The following is a 20599-nucleotide window of genomic DNA, read 5'->3' on the forward strand; positions in this document are numbered from 1 at the left end:
AGCAACGAGCAGCATCCGCGCTGCTCCAGTCACCATAGACGAGAACGTGTTCTAGTTCTAGGGTGGGGCCATGGACTCCCTCGTCGCGGATGTGGTGATCGTGGGTTTCGGTGCGGCGGGCGCCTGCGCGGCGATCGAAGCGGCCGACGCCGGTGCCCGGGTGCTCGTACTGGACCGGTTCTCCGGTGGTGGCGCGAGCGCGGTCAGCGGCGGTGTCGTCTACGCCGGTGGCGGGACGGCGCAGCAGCGGGACGCGGGCGTCGACGACAGTGTCGACGCGATGTACGACTACCTGCGGCTCGAGGTCGGCGACGTCGTCTCCGAAGAGACCCTGCGGCGGTTCTGCGTGGGTAGTACGGAGATGATCTCCTGGCTGGAAGGCAACGGCGTCCCCTTCGAGGGCAGTCTGTGCCCGTACAAGACGTCTTATCCGAGCGACAAGCACTACCTGTATTACTCGGGTAGCGAGGCGGCCGGTGGTTTCCGTGAGGCGGCCAAGCCCGCGCCACGCGGACATCGCGTCAAGGGTCCCGGCACTTCCGGGAAACTGCTGATGAAACGCCTGGCCGAGGCGGTCCGGAGCCGCGGGATCCAGGTGCTGCCGCAGACGGCGGCGCGGAACCTGATCGTGGACGACGACGGCACCGTCACCGGCGTCGTGGTGTCCACTCTGCGGGACGCTCCCGCTCGCGTGCGGGCCGCGCACCGGAGGCTGTCCGCGTATGCCGCGAAACCCGGGATCTACGTGCCCTCGCTGCGGAAGTCGTTGCACCGGCGGGCGGAGCGGATCGAACGCCGATACGGCCGTGAGCTGCGGATTTCCGCCACGCGCGGGGTCGTTCTCGCGGCGGGCGGGTTCATCGCGAACCGTGAGATGGTGCGCGAGCACGCGCCCGCGTACCGGGGCGGGCTGGCGCTCGGGACCTCGGCCGACGACGGATCCGGTATCCGGATGGGTGTCGAGGCGGGCGGGGCCACCGCCGAACTCGGGCGGATCTCCGCCTGGCGGTTCATCACCCCGCCGTCGGCGTTCCTCGGCGGCCTGCTCGTGGACGAGACGGGCGGCCGGATCATCGACGAATCCCGCTACGGCGCCGCCGTCGGCGAACGCATGATCACCGGGCACGGCGGACGCGGCTGGCTGCTGGTCGACGACGCCATCGTCGGGGAGGTCAAACGGGACGCGCGCGGGCAAAGCCAATGGTTCCAAGGGCTTCAGGTGCGGTATCTCCTGCGGCAGCGGGTCGTCGCCGGGTCGCTGGACGAGGTCGCGCGTAAGGCGGGCGTCGATCCGGGCGGGCTGGCCGCCACGGTCGAGGCCGCGCGTTCCGGCGCGGATCCGACGGGCAAGCCCGCGGAATTCGCGCGGCCGCTGGATCGGGCGCCGTATTCGCTGATCGACGTCTCGATCAAGCCGAACCTCGGCTATCCGTGCCCGATGCTGACCCTGGGTGGTCTGGTGGTCGACGAGGAGACCGGTGCCGTGCGTTCCGGGGCCGGTGTCCCCATTCGCGGTCTGTACGCGGCGGGCCGGACCGCGGTGGGAATCTGTTCTAGGTCCTATGTGAGCGGTCTGTCGCTGGCCGACTGCGTGTTTTCCGGTCGGCGTGCCGGACTGCACAGTGCGCTCGACCGGGGGTCGGTCGACAAAAACGAGAACGTGTTCTAGTCTTGGATCCGGTTCACGGAGTATGGCGAGAGAGGGAACGCATATGAGCGAGCACGCCGCGCAGGACGTGATCGCGGGGATCCGGGAGCTGCTGCCGGTCCTGCGGGAACGGGCGCAGGAGGCGGAGGACGCCAGGCGCGTTCCCGAGGAGTCCGTCAAATCCCTGCAGGAGACCGGGTTCTTCAAAATGCTGCAGCCGAAGACCTTCGGTGGCATCGAAGCCGACCCGGTGAGCTTCTACACCGCGGTCAAACTCGTCGCGAGCGCGTGCGGGTCCACCGGCTGGGTCGCCTCCATCCTCGGCGTCCACCCGTGGCACCTCGGGCTGTTCGAGGCGCAGGCGCAGCAGGACGTCTGGGGTGACGACACCGACGTCCGGATCTCGTCGTCGTACGCGCCGATGGGCAAGGCGGACGTCGTCGAGGGCGGCTACCGGCTCAGCGGGCGCTGGAGTTTCTCCTCGGGCTGCGACCACGCGACCTGGGTGCTGCTGGGCGGGCCGACGTTCAAGGACGGGAAACCCGTCGACTTCTGCACCTATCTGGTGCCGATCTCCGACTACACGATCGAAGACGTCTGGGACACCGTGGGCCTGCGTGGCACCGGGTCCAACGACATCATCGTGAACGACGTGTTCGTCCCGAAGCACCGCGCGCTGAGCTTCATCGCGACGTCGAAGTGCAAGACGCCGGGGCAGGAGATCAACCCCGGGCCGCTGTACAAACTGCCGTACGGTTCGGTGCATCCGAGCACGATCACCGCGCCGATCATCGGGATGGCGCAGGGCGCGTACGACGCGCACGTCGAGTACCAGGGCAAGCGGGTCCGCGCGGCGTACGCGGGCGAACAGTCCAAAGAGGACCCGTTCGCGAAGGTGCGCATCGCCGAGGCGGCCAGCGAGATCGACGCGGCCTGGCTCCAGCTGACGCACAACATCGACGAGCTGTACCAGCTGGCGTGCCAGGGGGAGAAGCTCCCGTTCCCCACGCGGCTGCGGGTCCGCCGTGACCAGGTCCGCGGCACGGAACGCGCGATCTTCGCCATCGACCGGCTTTTCGAGAACTCCGGCGGCCGTGCGCTACAGGCCGGAACCCCGATCCAGCGGTTCTGGCGCGACGCGCACGCCGGCCGGGTGCACGCGGCGAACGACGCCGAGCGCGCGTACGTCATGTTCGGAACCGGCGCCTTCGGGCTGCCCGTCGAGAATGCGATGGTCTGATGACCGAAGGCAAGTACGTCACCGTCCAAGGTGGACTCAAGCTGCATTACCACGAGGCGGGCGCGGAACATCCCGAGACGGTGATCCTGCTGCACGGCGGTGGGCCCGGCGCGTCGGCGTGGAGCAACTTCGGCCGCAACCTCCCGGTGTTCGGCAAGAACTACCGGACGCTGGCCATCGACCAGCCCGGGTTCGGCCGGTCGGACAAACCGACCGAGCATCCGCAGTACTTCCGGCACAGCGCGGACGCCGTGGTCGGGCTGATGGACGAACTCGGGATCGAGCGGGCGCATTTCGTCGGGAACTCGCTCGGCGGCGGGGCTTCCGTGCGGCTCGCGCTCAACCATCCGAAGCGCGCCGGGCGGCTGGTCCTGATGGGGCCGGGCGGTCTGAGCGTGAACCTGTTCGCGCCCGATCCCACCGAAGGCATCAAGAACCTCGGCCGGTTCAGTGCCCCGCCGGGGCCGAGCCGGGAGAAGCTCGAAGCCTTCCTACGAATCATGGTGCACGACCAGTCTTTGATCACCGACGAGCTGATCGACGAGCGGTTCGCCGCCGCGAGCGCGCCGGAGTCGCTGGCCGCGATGAAGGCGATGGGCAAGTCGTTCGCCCAGCCCGACACCTACGAAGAGGGCATGCTGTGGCGTGAGGCGCATCGCCTGCGCCAGCGCGTGCTCCTCATCTGGGGCCGCGAAGACCGGGTGAACCCGCTCGACGGCGCGCTGCTCGCGCTCAAGACGATCCCGCGTGCGCAGCTGCACGTGTTCGGCGGCTGCGGGCACTGGGCGCAGCTGGAGAAGTTCGACGAGTTCAACCGGCTGGCACTCGACTTCCTGGGAGCCTCCTGATGGGTATCCGTTCGCTCGCCTACCTGCGTATCGAAGCCACCGACATGGCCGCGTGGCGCGAATACGGGCTGAAGGTCCTCGGCATGGTCGAGGGCTCCGGCACGAATCCGGAAGCGCTTTACCTGCGCATGGACGATTTCCCGGCGCGGCTGGTGGTCTTCCCCGGCGAGCGCGACAGGCTCGCCGTCGCGGGCTGGGAGGTCGCCAACGCCGGCGAACTCGACGAGATCCGGGCATCGCTCGACGCGCACTCGGTGCCGTACAAGGAAGGCACACCGGATCAGCTGGCCGATCGCCGGGTCGACGGCCTCGTGTCCTTTGAGGACCCCTCGGGCAACACGCTCGAAGTGTTCCACGGCGTCGCGCTGCAACATCGGCGCGTGGTGAGCCCGTACGGGCACAAGTTCGTGACTGGTGAGCAAGGGCTCGGGCACGTCGTCCTGTCCACACACGACGATGAGGCTTCCTTGCGCTTCTACCGTGATGTGCTCGGATTCCGGCTGCGGGACTCGATGAAACTGCCACCGCAAATGGTCGGCCGGCCCGCCGACGGCGCGCCGGCGTGGCTGCGGTTCTTCGGCTGCAACCCGCGTCACCACAGCCTCGCGTTCCTGCCGATGCCGACACCGAGCGGCATCGTGCACCTCATGGTCGAAGTGGAGAACACCGACGACGTCGGTCTCTGTCTCGACCGGGCCATCCGCCGGAAGGTGCCGATGTCGGCGACCCTCGGGCGGCACGTCAACGATCTGATGCTCTCGTTCTACATGAAGACCCCCGGCGGCTTCGATGTCGAATACGGCTGCGAGGGGCGTCAAGTGGACGACGAAAGCTGGATCGCCCGAGAGAGTACGGCGGTTTCCTTGTGGGGACACGACTTTTCAGTCGGCACCAGGCCGCCGGGGCAGTCGTGACCCCGGTGACGGACCTCGGCGCGGACATCGATCCGGCACGGTTCCGCATGGTGCTCGGGCATTTCTGCACGGGCGTGGCGGTCGTGACCGGACACGACGGCGAGGCTCCGGTGGGCTTCGCGTGCCAGTCGTTCGCGGCACTTTCGCTGGACCCGCCGCTGGTGCTTTTCTGTCCTGCCAAGACTTCCCGGACGTGGGCGGTACTCGCCGAGTCCGGCCGGTTCGCCGTCAACGTGCTGGCCGAAGACCAGCAAGACGTCAGCGCGGTGTTCGGCGCACGGGGCGCGGACAAGTTCGCGTCGGTCGACTGGACCCCGGCGCCGTCCGGATCTCCTTTGCTGACCGGGGCTTTGACGTGGATCGACTGCACGCTCGAAGCGGTGCACGAGGCGGGGGACCATTACGTCGTCGTCGGCCGGGTCACCGCGCTCGGGGAACCGTCCGACGATCGGCCGCTGCTGTTCCACCGCGGGCGGTACACGGTGACCGAACCGGTGACGGACGCGCTCGCCGCGCTCATGCCGTGGCCGCGTCCCGATGATTGGCTTTAATCCGTATAAACGAAAAAATGTAAAGCTGTCCTTTCTCGCGGATTCCGCTTAGCGTTTTCGGCGGAAGCTCACCAAGGAATGGGGACAGCAACGTGAATTCTCGCAGACTGACCGGAATCGGGTTGGCCGCCGCCGTCGTCACGGTTTTGGCAGGCGTGACGCCGGCGCAGGCGGCCGAGGGCGCGATCGTCGGCGCCGGTGCGGAAGGCGCCGTCGCCGACAGCTACATCGTCGTGCTCAAGGACGGCTCGACCGCCGACAAGCCTTCGCTGGCAAGCAAGTTCGGCGGTGCCATCGGGCGGCAGTACACGCAGGGGATCAGCGGTTTCTCGGTGGCGCTGAAGGAGCGGCAGGCCAAACGGCTCGCGGCCGACCCGGCGGTCGCCTTCGTGGAACAGAACAAGGTGCTGCGCGCCGAGGCGACGCAGACGAATCCGCCGTCGTGGGGGCTCGACCGCATCGATCAGCGCGATCTTCCGCTCGACAGCAAGTACAACTACTCGACTACCGCTTCGAATGTGAACGTCTACGTTCTCGACACCGGAATCCGTGCCACGCACACCGATTTCGGCGGGCGGGTGAAGCAGGGTTACGACTTCGTCGACAATGACACCAACGCGGACGACGGTTACGGTCACGGCACCCATGTCGCGGCCACGATCGCCGGGGCGAAATACGGTGTCGCCAAGGGTGCTTCGCTGTACCCGGTGCGCGTTCTCGGCTCCGACGGAAGCGGCACGACCGCCGGGGTGATCTCGGGCGTCGACTGGATCACCAAGAACGCCAAGAAGCCCGCCGTGGCCAACGCCAGCCTCGGTGGTGGCGCGTCGACCGCGCTGGACACCGCGGTGCGGAACTCCATCAAGTCGGGGGTCACCTGGACGATCGCCGCCGGCAATTCCAACGTGAACGCCGCGAACACCTCGCCCGCGCGGGTCACCGAGGCCCTCACGGTCGCCGCGGCGGACCGCACCGACCGCCGCGCTTCCTTCTCCAACTACGGTTCCGTGGTCGACCTGTTCGCGCCGGGCGTCTCGATCACCTCGGCCTGGAAGGACAACGACACCGCGACCTACACCGGTAACGGCACCTCGTTCGCCGCGCCGCACGTGGCGGGTGCCGCGGCGCTGTACCTCTCGACGCACACCGGTGCCACCGCGGCGCAGGTCGCTCAGGCGCTGATCAGCGCTTCGACTCCGGGGAAGGTCACCAACCCCGGTAGCGGCAGCCCGAACCGCACGCTCTACGTCGGATAGGTTTCCTCGGGGGTGGCTCGGTCCCGGCGCTGTGCCGGGACCGAGCTCTTTCGTCCGCGGGGCCGGGGCGGGCCGAGCAAGGAACGCAAGGCCAACGGCGGCAACGACAACAGTTGTTCGAGTTCGGCGAGCGCCCGGAGCGATTCCGGGCGTTCCGGTCTCCGTCTGCCGGACTGCCAATGGCTCAGCGTCGGCACACTGATGGAGACGCCGCGGAGTTCGAGGCGATGGCGGATGCGGTCGAGCGGGAGCCCGCTGGCCGTGATCGCCGCGCGCAGGGCCCGCGGGAACGGTTCTGGATGCAGGGTGGCGCCGGGGAAGATCTTCGGGGGCGACATGCACTGAACGTAAGAAGCCGTATCTGGAGTGTCAACGGCGTCCGGCGGGCGTCTCAGCCGGTGAACCCGACGAAAGTCGGATCGGCTCACCCGCTTCGTGCAGGCTCCGCAACGCGAGCGAGTACGACTCGAGAAGTCCCGTCTCGTGATACGGGACGCCGATTTCCGCGCAGTATTCTTGGACGATGGGCCGGGCGCGGCGAAGATGCGGCGACGGCATACTCGGGAACAAGTGGTGCTCGATCTGGTAGTTGAGCCCGCCGAGCGCGACATCGACGACGCGGCCGCCGCGGACGTTGCGTGAGGTGAGCACCTGCTTGCGCAGGAAGTCGAGTTCGGTGTCGCCGGACAGGATCGGCATCCCCTTGTGGTTCGGCGCGAAGATCGATCCCATGTAGACACCCCACAGTGCTTTGTGGACGATGAAGAAGACGAGCGCCTTGCCGGGCGAGAGGACCACGAGCAGCGCGCTGAAGTAGAGCGCGAAATGCGTCAGCAGCAAGGCCGCTTCGAGCCCGCGTCGTCGCAGACCCGGCTTCCACACCGCGCGGATCCCGGAGAAGTGCAGGTTCAGGCCTTCGAGGGTGAGCAACGGGAAGAACAGGAACGCCTGGTAGCGGCCGATGAACCGCGGAAGTCCCTTGCTGGCCCGCGCCTGCTCCTTCGACCAGACGAGGATGTCCGGGTCGACGTCGGGATCGAGGTCCTCGTGGTTCGGGTTCGCGTGGTGGCGGGTGTGCTTGTCCATCCACCAGCCGTAACTCATGCCGACACCGAGATTGCCCGCGATCCGGCCGGCGATCTCGCTCGGGCGGCGGGTCCGGAACACCTGGCGGTGCGCGAGATCGTGCGACAGCAAGGCGATCTGGCCGAACATCACCGCCTGGAACACGGCGATCCCCAGCTGCCACCAGGAATCCCCGATCGCGAAGAAGGCGATCCAGCCGCCGGCGAAGAGGGTGGCGACCAGGCCGATGCGGAAGACGTAGTAGCCGGGACGGCGGTCGAGGAGGCCCGCTTCGCTGATGCGGCGGGAAAGGCGGGCGAAATCGCTGCCTGTGCGGAGGTTTGCGGTCACCGCTGTGAGTCTGGTTCGGGGCGGGGGTCGGGTGAATGCGGTGCGCCGGTGGGTTGGTGCGGGGGTTGGCCCTACCTTCTTGGTGAGCGGCCCGTTCATGAAGGATTTGGGACACTCAATGTCCCAAATCCTTCATGAACGAGATCTTTTGGGCGTGACCGGACCTCTCGTGCAGCTTGGAGGCTGATCTTGTCGGTGGTCTGGCGGATGGTGGCCGGGTGCGAAGAGGAACTTGGGCGACTCACCCCCTGCTCACCGCTCCGGGCCACCCGGAGGTGGTCCGCGCGGCCGACCTCGAAGAGATCGGTGTCCCGCGACGGACCATCTCCCGGCGATGCGGCGCGGGCGGGCCATGGCAGTCGCTGCTGCCCGGAATCGTGCTGACCAACAATGGAGAGCCCTCCGACGAGCATCGTGGTCGTGCCGCGCTGCTCCACGGCCGTGCGGGTGCGGTGCTCACCGGAACGTACGCGCTTCGTTGCCATGGTTTGGACCGGCTTCCCGGGAAGGACGTCGTGCATGTCCTCATTCCCGCGAGCCGTGACGTGGCCGACGTCGGCTTCGTCCGTGTGGAGCGCACCAATCGCCTGCCACGACCTCATCTGAAAGCAGGTCTGCCGATGGCCCCCGTTCCCCGTGCCGTCGCCGACACCGTGCGACGGCTCACCAACGTGGATGAGGCCCAGGCGGTGATGGCCGAAGCCGTCCAGCGCCGCTTCTGCACCCCGGAGATGCTCGCCGACGAGCTCGACCGAGGTCGTACCGCGGGAACCGCGATGCCGAGACGAGCGCTTGCCCCACTGTTGGCGGGAGCGAGATCGGTCGCGGAAGCCGACGCGTGGCGTCTCTGGCGAAGATCCGGTCTCCCGCCGGGCCGGTGGAACGTCCCGATCCACGACGCCCAGGGCGGCTACATCGCCACCCCGGATTTCTGGTGCGACGAAATCGCCTTGGCCTGGGAGATCGACTCTTTCCTGCACCACACGAGCCTCGACGACCACCGTGCCACCGTCGCCCGCAACGCCCGCTACGTCGCCGCGGGAATCGTCGTGCTTCAAACGCTGCCGTCCCGGCTGCGCACCGAACCCGACAAGGTGGTCGCCGAGCTGCGGGCTGCGTGCCGCACCGCGCAAGCCCGCCCTCGTCCGCATGTCCTGGCCGCTTAGCTGCTAAGCCCCGGCAGCAGCCGCCCGAGCCGCATCGAAGGGAGCCCGGTCGAAAACGATCCGCAACTCCACGATCCGTCCCTCCCGCACCGTCAGCAGCTCGGCCCCCGGGGCGCTCGCCACCGGCAGGGTCGCGGTGTCGTACATCAGCAACGCCGTCGTCTCGTCCCCGAACGCCGAAAGGAGGGTCGACCCGGTCAGGATCTCGGTGAACGGGCCCATGAACCCGCGGAACGCCTCCGCGCCGGAGAGCGGTCCACCGGGTGTGTGGCAGACGATGTCGTCGGCGACGTACGTCATCGCCTTCTCGAAGTCCTTGCCGGTCCACGCGCGGTGGTAGGAGAGCGCGACAGCCAAGGCGGGACTGGTCATGATGGTTCCTTTCGTCGGTCTTCACCCGGTCAGACACCACCCACGCCGCGAAAGGAACGGTCTGTGAGCACCAGGGCAACGGACGAGCAGTCGTTTCGCGAGCTCGCCGAGACGTATCGGCACGAGCTCCACCTGCACTGTTACCGGATCCTCGGCTCCCTCACCGACGCAGAGGACGCCGTCCAGGAGACGCTCTTGGCAGCATGGCGGGGTCTCGACGGCTTCGAGGGGCGCTCGTCGCTCCGCACCTGGCTGTACCGCATCGCCACCAACCGCTGCCTCAACGCCCTGCGGGACGCGGGCCGCCGTCGCCCACCGGAGCCGGTGCCGCCGTTCGACCCGCCGGAACCGAGCCGACGTGGCGAGATGACCTGGTTGCAGCCGTACCCGGACGAGCTCCTCGAGCGCGTCGCCGACAGCGACCCCGGTCCCGAAGCGCGCTACGGCACCAGGGAGTCGATCGAGCTCGCCTTCATCACCGGTCTCCAGCTCCTCCCACCGAGACAAGCCGCCACGCTCGTCCTGCGCGACGTCCTGTGCTTCCCCGCGGGCGAGGTCGCGAGCATGCTCGGCACCACCGAGACGGCGGTCAAAGGCATCCTTCAGCGCGCCCGCGCCTCGCTCGACAAACATCGCGAAAGCGCCGGGCACCGGCCGTCACCTCAGGAACGCGAGCTGACCAGGCGCTTCGCCGACGCCTTCACCGCGGGCGACCTCGACGGCGTCCTCGGCCTGCTCACCGACGACGCCTGGCTCGCCATGCCGCCGGCGCCGCACGAGTACCACGGTCTCGAAGCGATCGCGGGTTTCCTCCGCGTCACCATGGCCGTTCCCGTCGAGCGTTTCGCCATGACGCCGACGCGGGCGAACAACCAGCCCGCCTTCCGCTGCCGCCACGGCGAGACACCGGCCGGACTGATGGTCCTCACGCTCGACGGGGATCGGATCCGCGCGATCACCCGGTTCCTGGATCAGAAGTAGGCCGCACCCGCCCGAGATGCTCCCCAGGCGAGCCGAACAGCCGCGCCGCGCCATGCGCCCGTTTGAAATACCGATGCGCCGGATGCTCCCAGGTGATCGCGATCCCGCCGTGCAGCTGGATCATCTCGCCCGCCACCGTCGCCAGCGCCTCCGAACAATGCACCTTCGCCACCGCCGCCAGCCTGCTCGACTCCGGAGCCGCGTAAGCCGCCGAACGCGCGGTCTCCACCAGCACGTGGAGGTCCGCCATCCGGTGCTTCAACGCCTGGAAACCGCCGATCGGCCTGCCGAACTGGTGCCGCTGCTTGCTGTACTCCACCGTCAGCTCGAACGCCCGTGCAGCGGCTCCGGCCTGTTCGGCGGCCAGGACGGCACACGCGACGTCACGCAAGGCGCCGAGGTCGACGGGGCCGAGCAGCCGGGCAGGAGCGTTCTCGAAAACCACGCGAGCCAGCCGCCGGGTTTCGTCCATCGCCGGAGTCCGCACACGGCGGGCATCGGAGACCTCGTACAGCGAGCCGTCGGCCACGACCAGGAGGATCTCGGCCTCGTCGCCGTGGAGGACATAGTGCGCCTCACCCTCCACGGCGGAGTCGACGACACGGCAGGCAGGCGTGTCCCAACGGCCATCGGCGTCGGTCCACGCCACCGCGCCGACGGTGCCTTCGGCGAGGCGGGGGAGCAGACGCTCGCAAGCCTCGTCGTTGCCCGTGGCCAGCACGGCGTGCACGGCGAGCACTGCCGAGCCGAGGAACGGGACGTCGGCGAGCACCCGGCCCAGTTCTTCGGCGACCACCTGCAGTTCCGCCGTCCCCGCGCCGAGTCCGCCGAACCGCTCGGGCACGGCCAGCGCCGCCACGCCGATCTGTTCGCACAGCTCCGGCCAGGGATCCGCTTCCCGGTCCAGCAGCTTCCGGACGCTGTCCCGCAGCGCGTCCTGTTCGGCGGTGAACGTCATGACAGCACCCGCTCCCGGTGGAATCGCGGCGTACCCCAGGCACCGACCAGCGCGCGGACCCTGGTCAGGCGCAGGCCGAGCGCGTGCTCCGCGGTGTAGCCGATCGCGCCGTGCACCTGCAGCCCCGTCCGGGCGGCGAGATGCGCGGCATCGCCACACGCCACCTTGGCCGCGGAGACATCGCGCCGGTCCAGCGTGACGGCCGCGCCGAACAGCAGCGGCTCGGCCAGCGTGAGCGCGGTCGCCACATCGGCGAGCAGATGTTTGACCGCCTGGTAACCGCCGATCTCGCGGCCGTACTGCTTGCGTTGCGCGGCATAGGCGACTGACGTGTCGAGCAGCCACCGTCCCGCGCCGAGGAGTTGCGCGGCGGTGGCGAGGCAACCCAGTTCGAACGCGCGATCCGCGTCGAGCGCCGTGCCGAGATCGTCGCCGTTCACCGGTGGGAACAGCCGCCGTGAACTGTCCACAGAGGACAAAGGCGTTCCGGGGGTGAACGCGCGCAGTCTGCCGTTCTCGACCGCCAGGCGAGCGTCCGCGACGTCGGCATCCAAGGCGTACGGCACGTGTGGCGCGTACGCGACCGAAGCCAGCGTCTCGCCGGACGCGACCGACGTCAGCAGCTCATCGTCCAATAAGGACGGAAGCACGGCCACGGTGTCGGTCCACGGCCCGGGAGCGCAGTGGTAACCGAGCCATTCGAAGCCGACGGCCAGATCCACCGGTGTGGCGCCGAGCCCGTCGTACTTCTCGGGCACTGCCAGCGCGGTCACGCCGAGTTCCGCCAAACGCCGCCAGATCTTGAGCCCGGGGCCCGGATCACTCGCCGCCCAGGCGCGGTTGGCCGAGTCTGTGTCCACACCGGACAGAAGATCGTTCAGGCTGCGGGAGAACTGCTCCTGCTCGCCGGAGAGTGCGAATCTCATCGAGCCCCCTTCGGCAGGCCGAGCAACCGTTCGGCGACGATGGACCGCTGGATCTGGTCGGTCCCGCCGTAGATCGGTCCCGCCAGGGAGAACAGCCAGCCATCGCTCCAGGCGCCCCGCAGTTCGGCGTCCGGGCCGAGGATGTCGAGCGCGGTCTCGTGGAGCGCGACGTCGAGATGCGACCAGAACAGCTTGTTGACACTCGATTCCGGCCCGAGCTCGGCGCCGTCGGCGAGCCGGGTGACCGTGCCCAGGGTGTACAGCTGGTAGGCCCGCGCGCCGATCCACGCGTCGGCGACCCGGTCCGCGGTGTGCGCGGGACGCCCCGCCTCCTGCCAGAGCGAGACCAGCCGGTCGGCCGCGGCGAGGAACCGGCCGGGGCTGCGCAACGACAGGCCGCGTTCGTTGTTCGCCGTGGTCATCGCGACCCGCCAGCCCTCGCCCGGCGTTCCGATCACGTCCTCGTCGGGGACGAAGACGTCGTCGAAGAAGATCTCGGCGAACCCCGGTTCACCGTCCAGCTGGGGGATCGGCCGCACGGTGACCCCTTCGGCCCGCAGATCCACCATCAGATAGGTGAGTCCCTTGTGCCGCACCGACTCCGGGTCGCTGCGGAACAGGCCGAACGCGCGATCGGCGAACGTCGCCCGCGAGCTCCACGTCTTCTGCCCGCTGACCCGCCAGCCGCCGTCGCAGCGGGTCGCGGTGCTCCGGAGTGCGGCGATGTCGCTGCCTGCCTCGGGTTCCGACCACGCCTGCGCCCAGACCTCCGCCGAACGCGCCATCTTCGGCAGGATCCTGGCCCGCTGTTCTTCCGTGCCATGGGAGAACAGCGTGGGCGCGAGCATGAAGATGCCGTTCTGGTTGACCCGCAGCGGCGCTCCGGCCGCGTAGTACTCCTCCTCGAACAGCACCCACTCCAGGAGGCTCGCGTCCCGGCCGCCGAACTCACGCGGCCACGAGACGACCGACCAGCGGGCGTCCGCCAGTCGGGCTTCCCACTCGCGGTGCTGAGCGAATCCTTCGGCGGTGTCGAACGACTTCAGCGGCTCGGCGGGAACGTTCGCGGCGAGCCAGGCACGTGCTTCGTCGCGGAAGGCGAGTGTCCGCTCGTCCAGATCGAGGTTCATCACGAACTCGCGTCCCGCATCGAGCGCGCGTCCTGCCCGCCCAGCGAGTCGCCGCCGGAGACCTCGGCGTTGTGCGCGTGCGCGAAGTGGTGCAGCCCGAACACGGAGTCCATTCCGGACCGGAGACCCATCAGATCCTCGGCCTGGTTGACGGCCTTCTTGGCGAGCGCGAGCCCCATCCGCGGCATCACCGCGATCTTCTCCGCCAGCGCCATCGTCTCGGTTTCCAGGTCGGCGCGGGGGACGACGCGGTTCAGCATGCCCCATTCCTTGGCCTGCTGCGCCGTGAAGCGCTCACCGGTGAACAGCACCTCCTTGGCCGCGCGAGGACCGAGGACCCAGGGATGTGCGAAGTACTCGACGCCGGGAATTCCCATCCGCACCACGGGATCGGCGAAGAACGCGTCTTCGGAGGCGACGATCATGTCGCACACCCACGCCAGCATCAGCGCCCCCGCGATGCACGCGCCCTGCACGCTCGCGATGGTCGGTTTCGGGATCTCACGCCACCGGCGGCACATGCCGAGGTAGACCTCGGACTCGCGGGCGAATCGCTGATCACCGCCCTCGGCGCCGACGTGGTCCCACCACAGCACCGCCTTGCGCTCGAACGAGACGTCCACGTCGCGTTCCGGTGTCCCGATGTCGTGCCCGGCGGAGAAATGCTTGCCCGCCCCGGCCAGCACGATCACCTTGACCTCGGGATCGTCGACGGCGCGGGTGAACGCGGCGTCGAGCGCGTAGGTCATCGCCGAGTTCTGCGCGTTCCGGTACTCCGGCCGGTTCATCGTGACGACGGCCACCGGCCCGCGCCGCTCGTACTCGACGGTCATCCGTTCTCCTCCCGCAACACGCGTTTCAGGACCTTCCCCGACAGGTTTCGCGGAAGCTCCGCCACGAAGTCGACAAATCGAGGAGTCTTGTAGTTGGCCAACCGGCCTTCGCAATGGGTCAATACGTCCTCTTTGGACAGTGAAGCCTCCGGGCTGAGCCGGATGAACGCCTTGCCGACCTCGCCGAGCCGTTCGTCCGGCACACCGACGACGGCGGCTTCGGCGACGCCGGCCAGGCGGCTCAGCACCTGCTCGACCTCGGCCGGGTAGACGTTGAAGCCGCCGCAGACGTACATGTCCTTGATCCGGTCGACGATCTTCAGATACCCGCGTCCGTTCAGTACGCCGACGTCGCCGGTGTGCAGCCAGCCGTCGGCGTCGACGGCCTTCGCGGTGGCGTCCGGATCGTCGAGATAGCCGAGCATCACGTTGGGCCCGCGCAGCAGGACTTCGTCGTGCTCGCCGAGTTTCACCTCGAAGCCGGCCGTCGCGCGGCCGGAGAAGTTCGCCACCAGTTCGACGTCGTCCTCGGGGCGGGACATCGTGGCCACCACCGCTTCGGTGAGGCCGTACGCGGTGAGCACCGTGTCGATGTCCAGGTCCGTCCGCATCCGCTCGACCAGCGTGACCGGCACGGTCGCGGCACCGGTGACCGCGAGCCGGAGGCTGGAGAGGTCGTGGTTCCCACGTTCGGGCGCCTCCAGGAGCACCTGGTAGATCGTGGGCGCGCCGGGCAGCACGGTGATCCGCTCGGATTCGATGAGCCGCAGGGTCTCGCGGACGTCGAAGGTGCGCTGCGGCACCAGGGTCGCGCCCCGCAGCACGGCGGCGAGGATGCCCGCCTTGTACCCGAAGCTGTGGAAGAACGGGTTGATCACGAGGTACCGGTCTTCTTCGGTCAGCCCGCCGCACTCGGCCCAGGCTTCGGCGACGCTCAGTGCCTGCCGGTGGCTGCTCATCGCGCCTTTGCTGCGGCCGGTGGTCCCGGAGGTGAACAGGATGTCGCTGACGTCGCCGGGTTGTGCGGGACTGACGAAATCGCTGTCGAGACCGGAGAGTGCGTCCCATTCCGTGACGCCGTCGACGGGCTCCTCGGGGCCTTCGACGGGGATGCGCACCACGGTGCCGGGGCGGGCGGAACCGAGGTCCGCCAGCCGGTCCGTGCCGAGGAACGTGCCGGTGATCGCCAGCGCGGAAACCTTCGCGCGTTCGAGGATGTCGACGGTTTCGCGCGCGGTGAAGCGGGTGTTGACCGGGATCAGTGTGGCGCCGGCGTACAGCGCGCCGAGCCCGGCGACGACCCAATGCCAGGTGTTGGGGGAGCAGATCGCGACCCGTTCGTGGCCCTCGAAGAACCGCGCGGCCTGCCGCACCCGGCGGGCGAGTTCGGCATAGGTGAGCCGGACTTCGCCGTCGACCAGCGCTTCCCGGCCGGCGAAGCGCTCCGCGGCCCTGTCGAGCGCCGCCGGGATGGTTCCTTCAGTCATCGAAGTCTCCCTAGCAAGTGCTTGGTAGGGTAGCCTACGCAGCAGGCTCTGGTTTGGCTAGAGGAGGCAGGCGTGGCTCAGGACGGTTTCCGTGACCGTGTGCGCACCTGGCTGGCGGAGAACCTGCCGCCGGAACTGCGCGGTTTGGGCGGTCCTGGGCGGGAGCACGAGGCCTTCGACGAACGCGTGGCGTGGGAGCGGCGGCTCGCGGCGGCGGGCTGGACCTGCGTCGGCTGGCCGGTCGAGCACGGCGGACAGGGCGCGACGCTCGACCAGCAGGTCGTCTTCCACGAGGAGTACGCGCGAGCGAACGCCCCGGCGAGGGTCAGTCATCTCGCGCAAGAGCTCATCGGCCCAACCTTGATCGCGTTCGGCACCCCGGAACAGCAGAAGCGGTTCCTCCCGCCGATCGTGGCCGTCGAAGAACTGTGGTGCCAAGGGTATTCCGAACCCGGCGCGGGTTCCGATCTCGCCGCCGTGGCCACCACGGCGACCCTCGAAGGCGACGAGTGGGTGCTGAACGGCCAGAAGGTGTGGACGTCGCTAGCGCACGTCGCCGACTGGTGTTTCGTGCTCGCTCGCACCGAGCCCGGCTCGAAACGCCACAAAGGACTGTCCTATTTGCTCGTGCCGATGAACCAGCCCGGCGTCGAGGTCCGGCCGATCCAGCAGCTCACCGGGACCTCCGAATTCAACGAGGTCTTCTTCGACGGCGCCCGCACGGCGAAAGACCTCGTGGTCGGCGAACCCGGCGACGGCTGGCGTGTGGCGATGGGCACCCTCGCCTTCGAGCGTGGCGTCGCGACGCTCGGGCAGCAGGTCGGCTTCCGCCGGGAACTCGAAGAACTCACCAGGATCGCACCGGACGACCCGGCGATCGCCGAACGGATCGACCGCGCCTGGGTGGGCCTGGAGGTCATGCGGGCGCAGGCGATCCGCACCCTGGGCGACTCGTCGCCGGGTGTGGCGGAAGTGTCCAAACTGGTCTGGGCGAACTGGCATCGCGACCTCGGGGAGCTCGCGATGCTCGTCCGCGGCGCGCGGGGAATGGTCGCGGAAGACGGGCTCGACGCCTGGCAACGGCTCTTCCTCTTCACCCGCGCCGACACGATCTACGGCGGCTCCAACGAGATCCAGCGCAACGTCATCGCCGAGCGGGTGCTCGGCCTGCCAAGGGAGGTACGTCCGTGATCCCGGTGCCGAAGTACCCCGAGGGGGCGAATCTCCTGCGGGACAAGGTGGTCGTGGTGACGGCGGCGGCCGGCACCGGGATCGGTTCCGCGGTGGCGAAACGCGCGATGGAAGAGGGCGCCCGCGTCGTGATCAGCGACTGGCACGAGCGGCGGCTGGGCGAGAAGGCCGCCGAACTCGGTGACGTCCACGCGATCCCTTGCGACGTCACACAGGAAGATCAGGTACAGGCGCTCATCGACGGCGCCGCCGCGCATTACGGCCGGATCGACGTGCTCATCAACAACGCCGGTCTCGGCGGCACCAAGTCCATTGTGGACATGACGGACGACGAATGGGCGCGAGTCATCGACGTGACCCTCAACGGCACGTTCCGCGCGACCAGGGCCGCGGTGAAGCGGTTCATCGCCCAAGGTGACGGCGGGGTGATCGTCAACAACGCGTCGGTGATCGGCTGGCGCGCGCAGGCCGGGCAGGCCCATTACGCGGCCGCGAAGGCGGGTGTCATGGCGCTCACCCGGTGTTCGGCCGTCGACGTCGCCGAACACGGCATCCGGGTCAACGCGGTCGCGCCGAGCCTGGCGATGCATCCGTTCCTGGCCAAGGTGACCAGCGACGAACTGCTCACCGAACTCACCGCGCGCGAGGTCTCGGGGAGGGCGGCGGAACCCTGGGAAGTGGCGAATGTGATGGTGTTCCTCGCCAGTGAGTACTCCTCGTACCTCACCGGCGAGGTCGTGTCCGTGAGTTCCCAGCATGCGTGAGGTAGCGATGAAAGCCAGCCCAGGGTCCCGCCGCGCCGAACTGCTCGCCCTGGCGGCGAAGCTGTTCGCCGAGCGCGGGTACGTCTCCACCACCGTGCGGGACATCGCGGACGCGGCGGGCATCCTTTCGGGCAGCCTCTACCACCATTTCGACTCGAAGGAGTCGATGGCCGACGAGATCCTCACCGGATTCCTCGACGAACTCTTCGGTGCCTACGCCGAGATCGTCGCGGAAGGGAAAGGCCCGCGGGAAACCCTCGAAGCCGTCGTCGTGGCGTCGTTCGAATCCATTCACCGGCGGCCGGCCGAGGTGGCGATCTACCAATCCGAGGCGAAGCATCTCATGCAGTTGCCGCGGTTCGGCTACCTCAACGACCGCAACACCGAATTCCGCAAACTGTGGAACGGGATCCTCACCGACGGCATCGCGGCCGGCGTGTTCCGCGAGGACCTCGACGTCGAACTGACCTACCGGTTCATCCGCGACACCGTCTGGGTGGCGGTGCGCTGGTACAACCCCGGCGGCACGCTGAGCGCGGACGACGTCGCGCAGCAGTACCTCGGGATCCTGCTGGACGGCATCGCGACGAAGAGGAGGCGGCGTGGCTGAAGCGTATGTCCTGGACGCGGTCCGGACCCCGGTCGGCAAACGCGGGGGAGCGCTCAGCGGTGTCCATCCCGCCGACCTCGGCGCCCACGTCATCCAGGCCGTCGTCGAGCGAACGGGGGTCGAGGCCGACCTGGTCGACGACGTCATCCTCGGCTGTTGCGACACGCTGGGGCCGCAGTCCGGGAACATCGCGCGCACGGCCTGGCTCGCCGCGGGTTTCGGGCACCACGTGCCGGGTGTGACGATCGACCGGCAGTGCGGTTCGAGCCAGCAGGCCGTGCACTTCGCCGCGCAGGCCGTGCTGTCCGGGACGATGGACCTCGTCCTCGCCGGCGGCGTGCAGAACATGAGCGCCATCCCGATCAGCGCGGCGATGCTGGCCGGGCGCGAGTACGGCTTCGAAGACCCGTTCTCCGGCTCGAAGGGCTGGCAGGAGCGGTACGGCAGCGTCGAGGTCTCGCAGTTCCGCAGTGCCGACATGATCGCCGAGCACTGGGATCTCACCCGTGAGGCGATGGAGGAGTTCGCCTTCCGCAGCCATCGGCGCGCGATCGCCGCCATCGACGAAGGCCGCTTCGCCGCCGAGATCGCCCCGTTCGCCGGTGCCGCCCTGGACGAGGGGCCCAGGCGCGACACCAGCTTGGAACGGATGGCCGGGCTCAAACCGCTGAGCGAGGGTTCGCGGATCACCGCGGCCGTGGCCAGTCAGATCTCGGACGGCGCCAGCGCGGCCCTCATCGCGTCGGAGAAGTTCGTCGAGGAGCACGGGCTCACCCCGCGCGCCAGGATCCACCACCTTTCCGTGCGGGCGGCCGATCCGGTCTGGATGCTGACCGGGCCCATCCCGGCGACCGCGCACGCGCTGCGGAAGACCGGGCTGGGCATCGACGACATCGACCTGTTCGAGGTCAACGAGGCGTTCGCGAGTGTCGTCCTGGCGTGGATCGAGGAGACGGGCGCCGATCCGGGCCGCGTCAACGTCAACGGCGGCGGGATCGCGCTCGGCCATCCCATCGGGGCGACCGGGACGAAACTGTTCGCGACCCTGCTGCACGAACTCGAACGGCGGGGCGGCCGCTACGGGTTGCAGACGATGTGCGAGGGCGGCGGCACGGCGAACGTCACCATCATCGAACGTTTCTGACACCCCACACTACGAGCGCGAGAGCGCTGAAGGCCGCGCCGAGCAGGCAGACGCCCGTCCAGCCGGCGACGGCGTAGACGGCGGTCGAGCCGATGGCGCCCAGGCCGCTGCCGACGGAGTAGAAGATCATGTACCCGCCGATCAGCCTGCTTCCGGCGTCCGGCCGGAGCGGGTAGATCAGGGTCTGGCTCGTGACGTGCACGGCCTGGACGGCGAGATCGAGCAGGATCGCGCCGACCACCAGCGCCCACAGTGACGTGCGGGTGAAACCCAGCGGTAGCCAGGAAAGCAGAAGCAGGCCGAGCGCGAGCCCGGTCGTCCACCGCGCCCGGCCGCGATCGGCGAGCCGTCCCGCGGGGGCCGCCGCCAGCGCGCCCGCGGCCCCGGCCAGCCCGAACGCGCCGATGGCGGTGTGCGACAGGCCGTCTTCGCTGAGCGGCAAGGCGACCGAGCTCCACAACGTGCCGAACGCGGCGAAGATCAGCAGCGCGAGCGTTCCGCGTGTCCGGAAGACGGGCTCCTCGGCGAAGAGGGACAACGTGGACCGCAGCAACCGCCCGTAGTTCATGGTCTTTCCCGGAGCCGTGGCGGGAAGGATGCGATACAGCACGATCGCGATCACCACCGTCACCGCGGCGGACACGACGTACACCGCGCGCCAGCCGGCGAGGTCGGCCAGCGTGCCGGACACCGTGCGCGCGAGCAGGATCCCGAGGACGACGCCGGTCGTCACGAGACCGACCACGCGTCCGCGTTCGGCGGGCACGGCCAGCGACGCCGCGAACGCGACCAGGAGCTGCGTGACCACCGCGAGCACGCCGATCGCCGCCATCCCGGCGAACAGCGTCAAACCGTTCACGGCGGTCGCGGCGACCAGTTCGGCGATCGCCAGCAGCGTCAGCAGACCGGCGACGAGCCGCCGCCGGTCGAGCAGGTCGCCGAGCGGGACCAGCAGGAACAGGCCGAGGCCGTACCCGAGCTGGGTGAGCGTGACGATGCCGCCGACGGTCGAGGAGGCGATGCCGAGCTCGGCGCCCATGGTGACGAGCAACGGCTGGGCGAAGTAGATCGTGGCGACGGCCGTCCCAGCGGCCACGGCGAACAACAGGACGACACCGCGATGCACTGATCCTCCAGATGGTTTCAACTTGCTACCACCTGACG

At 68.8% G+C, this 20599-nt stretch carries 21 protein-coding genes; 12 read left to right on the forward strand and 9 right to left on the reverse strand.

Going from position 1 to position 20599, the window contains the following annotated elements; translation table 11 throughout:
* Window positions 1–70: 70 nt before the first annotated feature.
* The 6 genes from ED92_RS27925 (at window position 71) to ED92_RS27950 (ending at window position 6457) form a co-directional block, all read left to right on the forward strand.
* On the forward strand, window positions 71–1669 hold the full coding sequence (locus tag ED92_RS27925) for an FAD-binding protein (protein ID WP_037343571.1): 1599 nt from the start codon (window positions 71–73) through the stop codon (window positions 1667–1669).
* A gap of 43 nt (window positions 1670–1712) precedes the next feature.
* Window positions 1713–2888, forward strand: coding sequence for a 3-hydroxy-9,10-secoandrosta-1,3,5(10)-triene-9,17-dione monooxygenase oxygenase subunit (gene hsaA, locus ED92_RS27930; protein WP_037343573.1), 1176 nt, complete (start codon window positions 1713–1715; stop codon window positions 2886–2888).
* Entirely contained in the window at window positions 2888–3736 is an 849-nt protein-coding gene (gene hsaD / locus ED92_RS27935; protein WP_037343575.1) for a 4,5:9,10-diseco-3-hydroxy-5,9,17-trioxoandrosta-1(10),2-diene-4-oate hydrolase, read from the forward strand. The genes hsaA and hsaD overlap by 1 nt, the downstream gene beginning before the upstream one ends.
* Window positions 3736–4650 (forward strand): iron-dependent extradiol dioxygenase HsaC, encoded by a 915-nt coding sequence (hsaC, locus tag ED92_RS27940; protein ID WP_037343577.1) that lies wholly within the window; start codon window positions 3736–3738, stop codon window positions 4648–4650. The genes hsaD and hsaC overlap by 1 nt, the downstream gene beginning before the upstream one ends.
* On the forward strand, window positions 4647–5201 hold the full coding sequence (gene hsaB / locus ED92_RS27945) for a 3-hydroxy-9,10-secoandrosta-1,3,5(10)-triene-9,17-dione monooxygenase reductase subunit (RefSeq protein WP_037343579.1): 555 nt from the start codon (window positions 4647–4649) through the stop codon (window positions 5199–5201). The genes hsaC and hsaB overlap by 4 nt, the downstream gene beginning before the upstream one ends.
* A 122-nt stretch (window positions 5202–5323) precedes the next feature.
* Entirely contained in the window at window positions 5324–6457 is a 1134-nt protein-coding gene (locus ED92_RS27950; RefSeq protein WP_037343581.1) for a S8 family peptidase, read from the forward strand.
* Here ED92_RS27950 and ED92_RS27955 read toward each other — a convergent pair.
* The gene (locus ED92_RS27955) at window positions 6445–6795 is read right to left on the reverse strand and encodes a hypothetical protein (protein ID WP_037343583.1); all 351 of its coding nucleotides are present in this window, start codon (window positions 6793–6795) and stop codon (window positions 6445–6447) included. The genes ED92_RS27950 and ED92_RS27955 overlap by 13 nt on opposite strands.
* A gap of 31 nt (window positions 6796–6826) precedes the next feature.
* On the reverse strand, window positions 6827–7873 hold the full coding sequence (locus ED92_RS27960; RefSeq protein ID WP_037343585.1) for an acyl-CoA desaturase: 1047 nt from the start codon (window positions 7871–7873) through the stop codon (window positions 6827–6829).
* A 218-nt stretch (window positions 7874–8091) separates the two neighbouring features.
* On the opposite strand from ED92_RS27960, the gene ED92_RS42090 reads away from it, so the two are divergent.
* Window positions 8092–9039, forward strand: coding sequence for an endonuclease domain-containing protein (locus ED92_RS42090; RefSeq protein WP_235213377.1), 948 nt, complete (start codon window positions 8092–8094; stop codon window positions 9037–9039).
* A gap of 3 nt (window positions 9040–9042) precedes the next feature.
* Here ED92_RS42090 and ED92_RS27970 read toward each other — a convergent pair whose 3' ends face one another.
* Window positions 9043–9411 carry a nuclear transport factor 2 family protein gene (locus ED92_RS27970; protein WP_037343589.1) on the reverse strand — a complete coding sequence of 123 codons (369 nt, stop codon included), beginning with the start codon at window positions 9409–9411 and terminating at the stop codon, window positions 9043–9045.
* A 63-nt stretch (window positions 9412–9474) separates the two neighbouring features.
* Here ED92_RS27970 and ED92_RS27975 point away from each other — a divergent pair, with 63 nt between their 5' ends.
* Window positions 9475–10392 (forward strand): RNA polymerase subunit sigma-70, encoded by a 918-nt coding sequence (locus tag ED92_RS27975; protein WP_037343591.1) that lies wholly within the window; start codon window positions 9475–9477, stop codon window positions 10390–10392.
* Here ED92_RS27975 and ED92_RS27980 read toward each other — a convergent pair.
* The 5 genes from ED92_RS27980 to ED92_RS28000 are packed head-to-tail and all read right to left on the reverse strand — an operon-like array spanning window position 10367 to window position 15726.
* Entirely contained in the window at window positions 10367–11350 is a 984-nt protein-coding gene (locus ED92_RS27980) for an acyl-CoA dehydrogenase family protein (RefSeq protein WP_037343592.1), read from the reverse strand. The genes ED92_RS27975 and ED92_RS27980 overlap by 26 nt on opposite strands.
* The gene (locus ED92_RS27985; protein ID WP_037343594.1) at window positions 11347–12276 is read right to left on the reverse strand and encodes an acyl-CoA dehydrogenase family protein; all 930 of its coding nucleotides are present in this window, start codon (window positions 12274–12276) and stop codon (window positions 11347–11349) included. Before ED92_RS27985 ends, ED92_RS27980 begins: the two co-directional genes overlap by 4 nt.
* Window positions 12273–13406 (reverse strand): acyl-CoA dehydrogenase family protein, encoded by a 1134-nt coding sequence (locus ED92_RS27990; RefSeq protein ID WP_037343595.1) that lies wholly within the window; start codon window positions 13404–13406, stop codon window positions 12273–12275. Before ED92_RS27990 ends, ED92_RS27985 begins: the two co-directional genes overlap by 4 nt.
* Window positions 13406–14239, reverse strand: a complete 834-nt coding sequence (locus tag ED92_RS27995) for an enoyl-CoA hydratase (RefSeq protein ID WP_037343597.1) — start codon at window positions 14237–14239, stop codon at window positions 13406–13408. The genes ED92_RS27990 and ED92_RS27995 overlap by 1 nt, the downstream gene beginning before the upstream one ends.
* Window positions 14236–15726: a FadD3 family acyl-CoA ligase gene (locus tag ED92_RS28000; protein ID WP_037343598.1), complete on the reverse strand. Its 1491-nt coding sequence runs from the start codon at window positions 15724–15726 to the stop codon at window positions 14236–14238. The genes ED92_RS27995 and ED92_RS28000 overlap by 4 nt, the downstream gene beginning before the upstream one ends.
* Before the next feature lie 72 nt (window positions 15727–15798).
* On the opposite strand from ED92_RS28000, the gene ED92_RS28005 reads away from it, so the two are divergent.
* From ED92_RS28005 to ED92_RS28020, 4 genes are read left to right on the forward strand one after another with little or no spacing between them, the layout of a single operon-like run.
* On the forward strand, window positions 15799–16917 hold the full coding sequence (locus tag ED92_RS28005) for an acyl-CoA dehydrogenase family protein (RefSeq protein WP_037343600.1): 1119 nt from the start codon (window positions 15799–15801) through the stop codon (window positions 16915–16917).
* The gene (locus ED92_RS28010) at window positions 16914–17681 is read left to right on the forward strand and encodes an SDR family oxidoreductase (protein ID WP_037343601.1); all 768 of its coding nucleotides are present in this window, start codon (window positions 16914–16916) and stop codon (window positions 17679–17681) included. The genes ED92_RS28005 and ED92_RS28010 overlap by 4 nt, the downstream gene beginning before the upstream one ends.
* Before the next feature lie 7 nt (window positions 17682–17688).
* Window positions 17689–18291, forward strand: a complete 603-nt coding sequence (locus ED92_RS28015) for a TetR/AcrR family transcriptional regulator (RefSeq protein WP_016332873.1) — start codon at window positions 17689–17691, stop codon at window positions 18289–18291.
* Entirely contained in the window at window positions 18284–19435 is a 1152-nt protein-coding gene (locus ED92_RS28020) for an acetyl-CoA C-acetyltransferase (protein ID WP_037343602.1), read from the forward strand. The genes ED92_RS28015 and ED92_RS28020 overlap by 8 nt, the downstream gene beginning before the upstream one ends.
* On the opposite strand, the gene ED92_RS28025 is transcribed toward ED92_RS28020, so the two are convergent.
* Entirely contained in the window at window positions 19419–20561 is a 1143-nt protein-coding gene (locus ED92_RS28025) for an MFS transporter (RefSeq protein ID WP_037343604.1), read from the reverse strand. The two genes, ED92_RS28020 and ED92_RS28025, sit on opposite strands and share 17 nt — an antisense overlap.
* Between the last annotated feature and the right edge of the window lie 38 nt (window positions 20562–20599).

The sequence above is a fragment of the Amycolatopsis sp. MJM2582 genome, from assembly GCF_000754115.1.
Lineage (GTDB): Bacteria > Actinomycetota > Actinomycetes > Mycobacteriales > Pseudonocardiaceae > Amycolatopsis > Amycolatopsis japonica.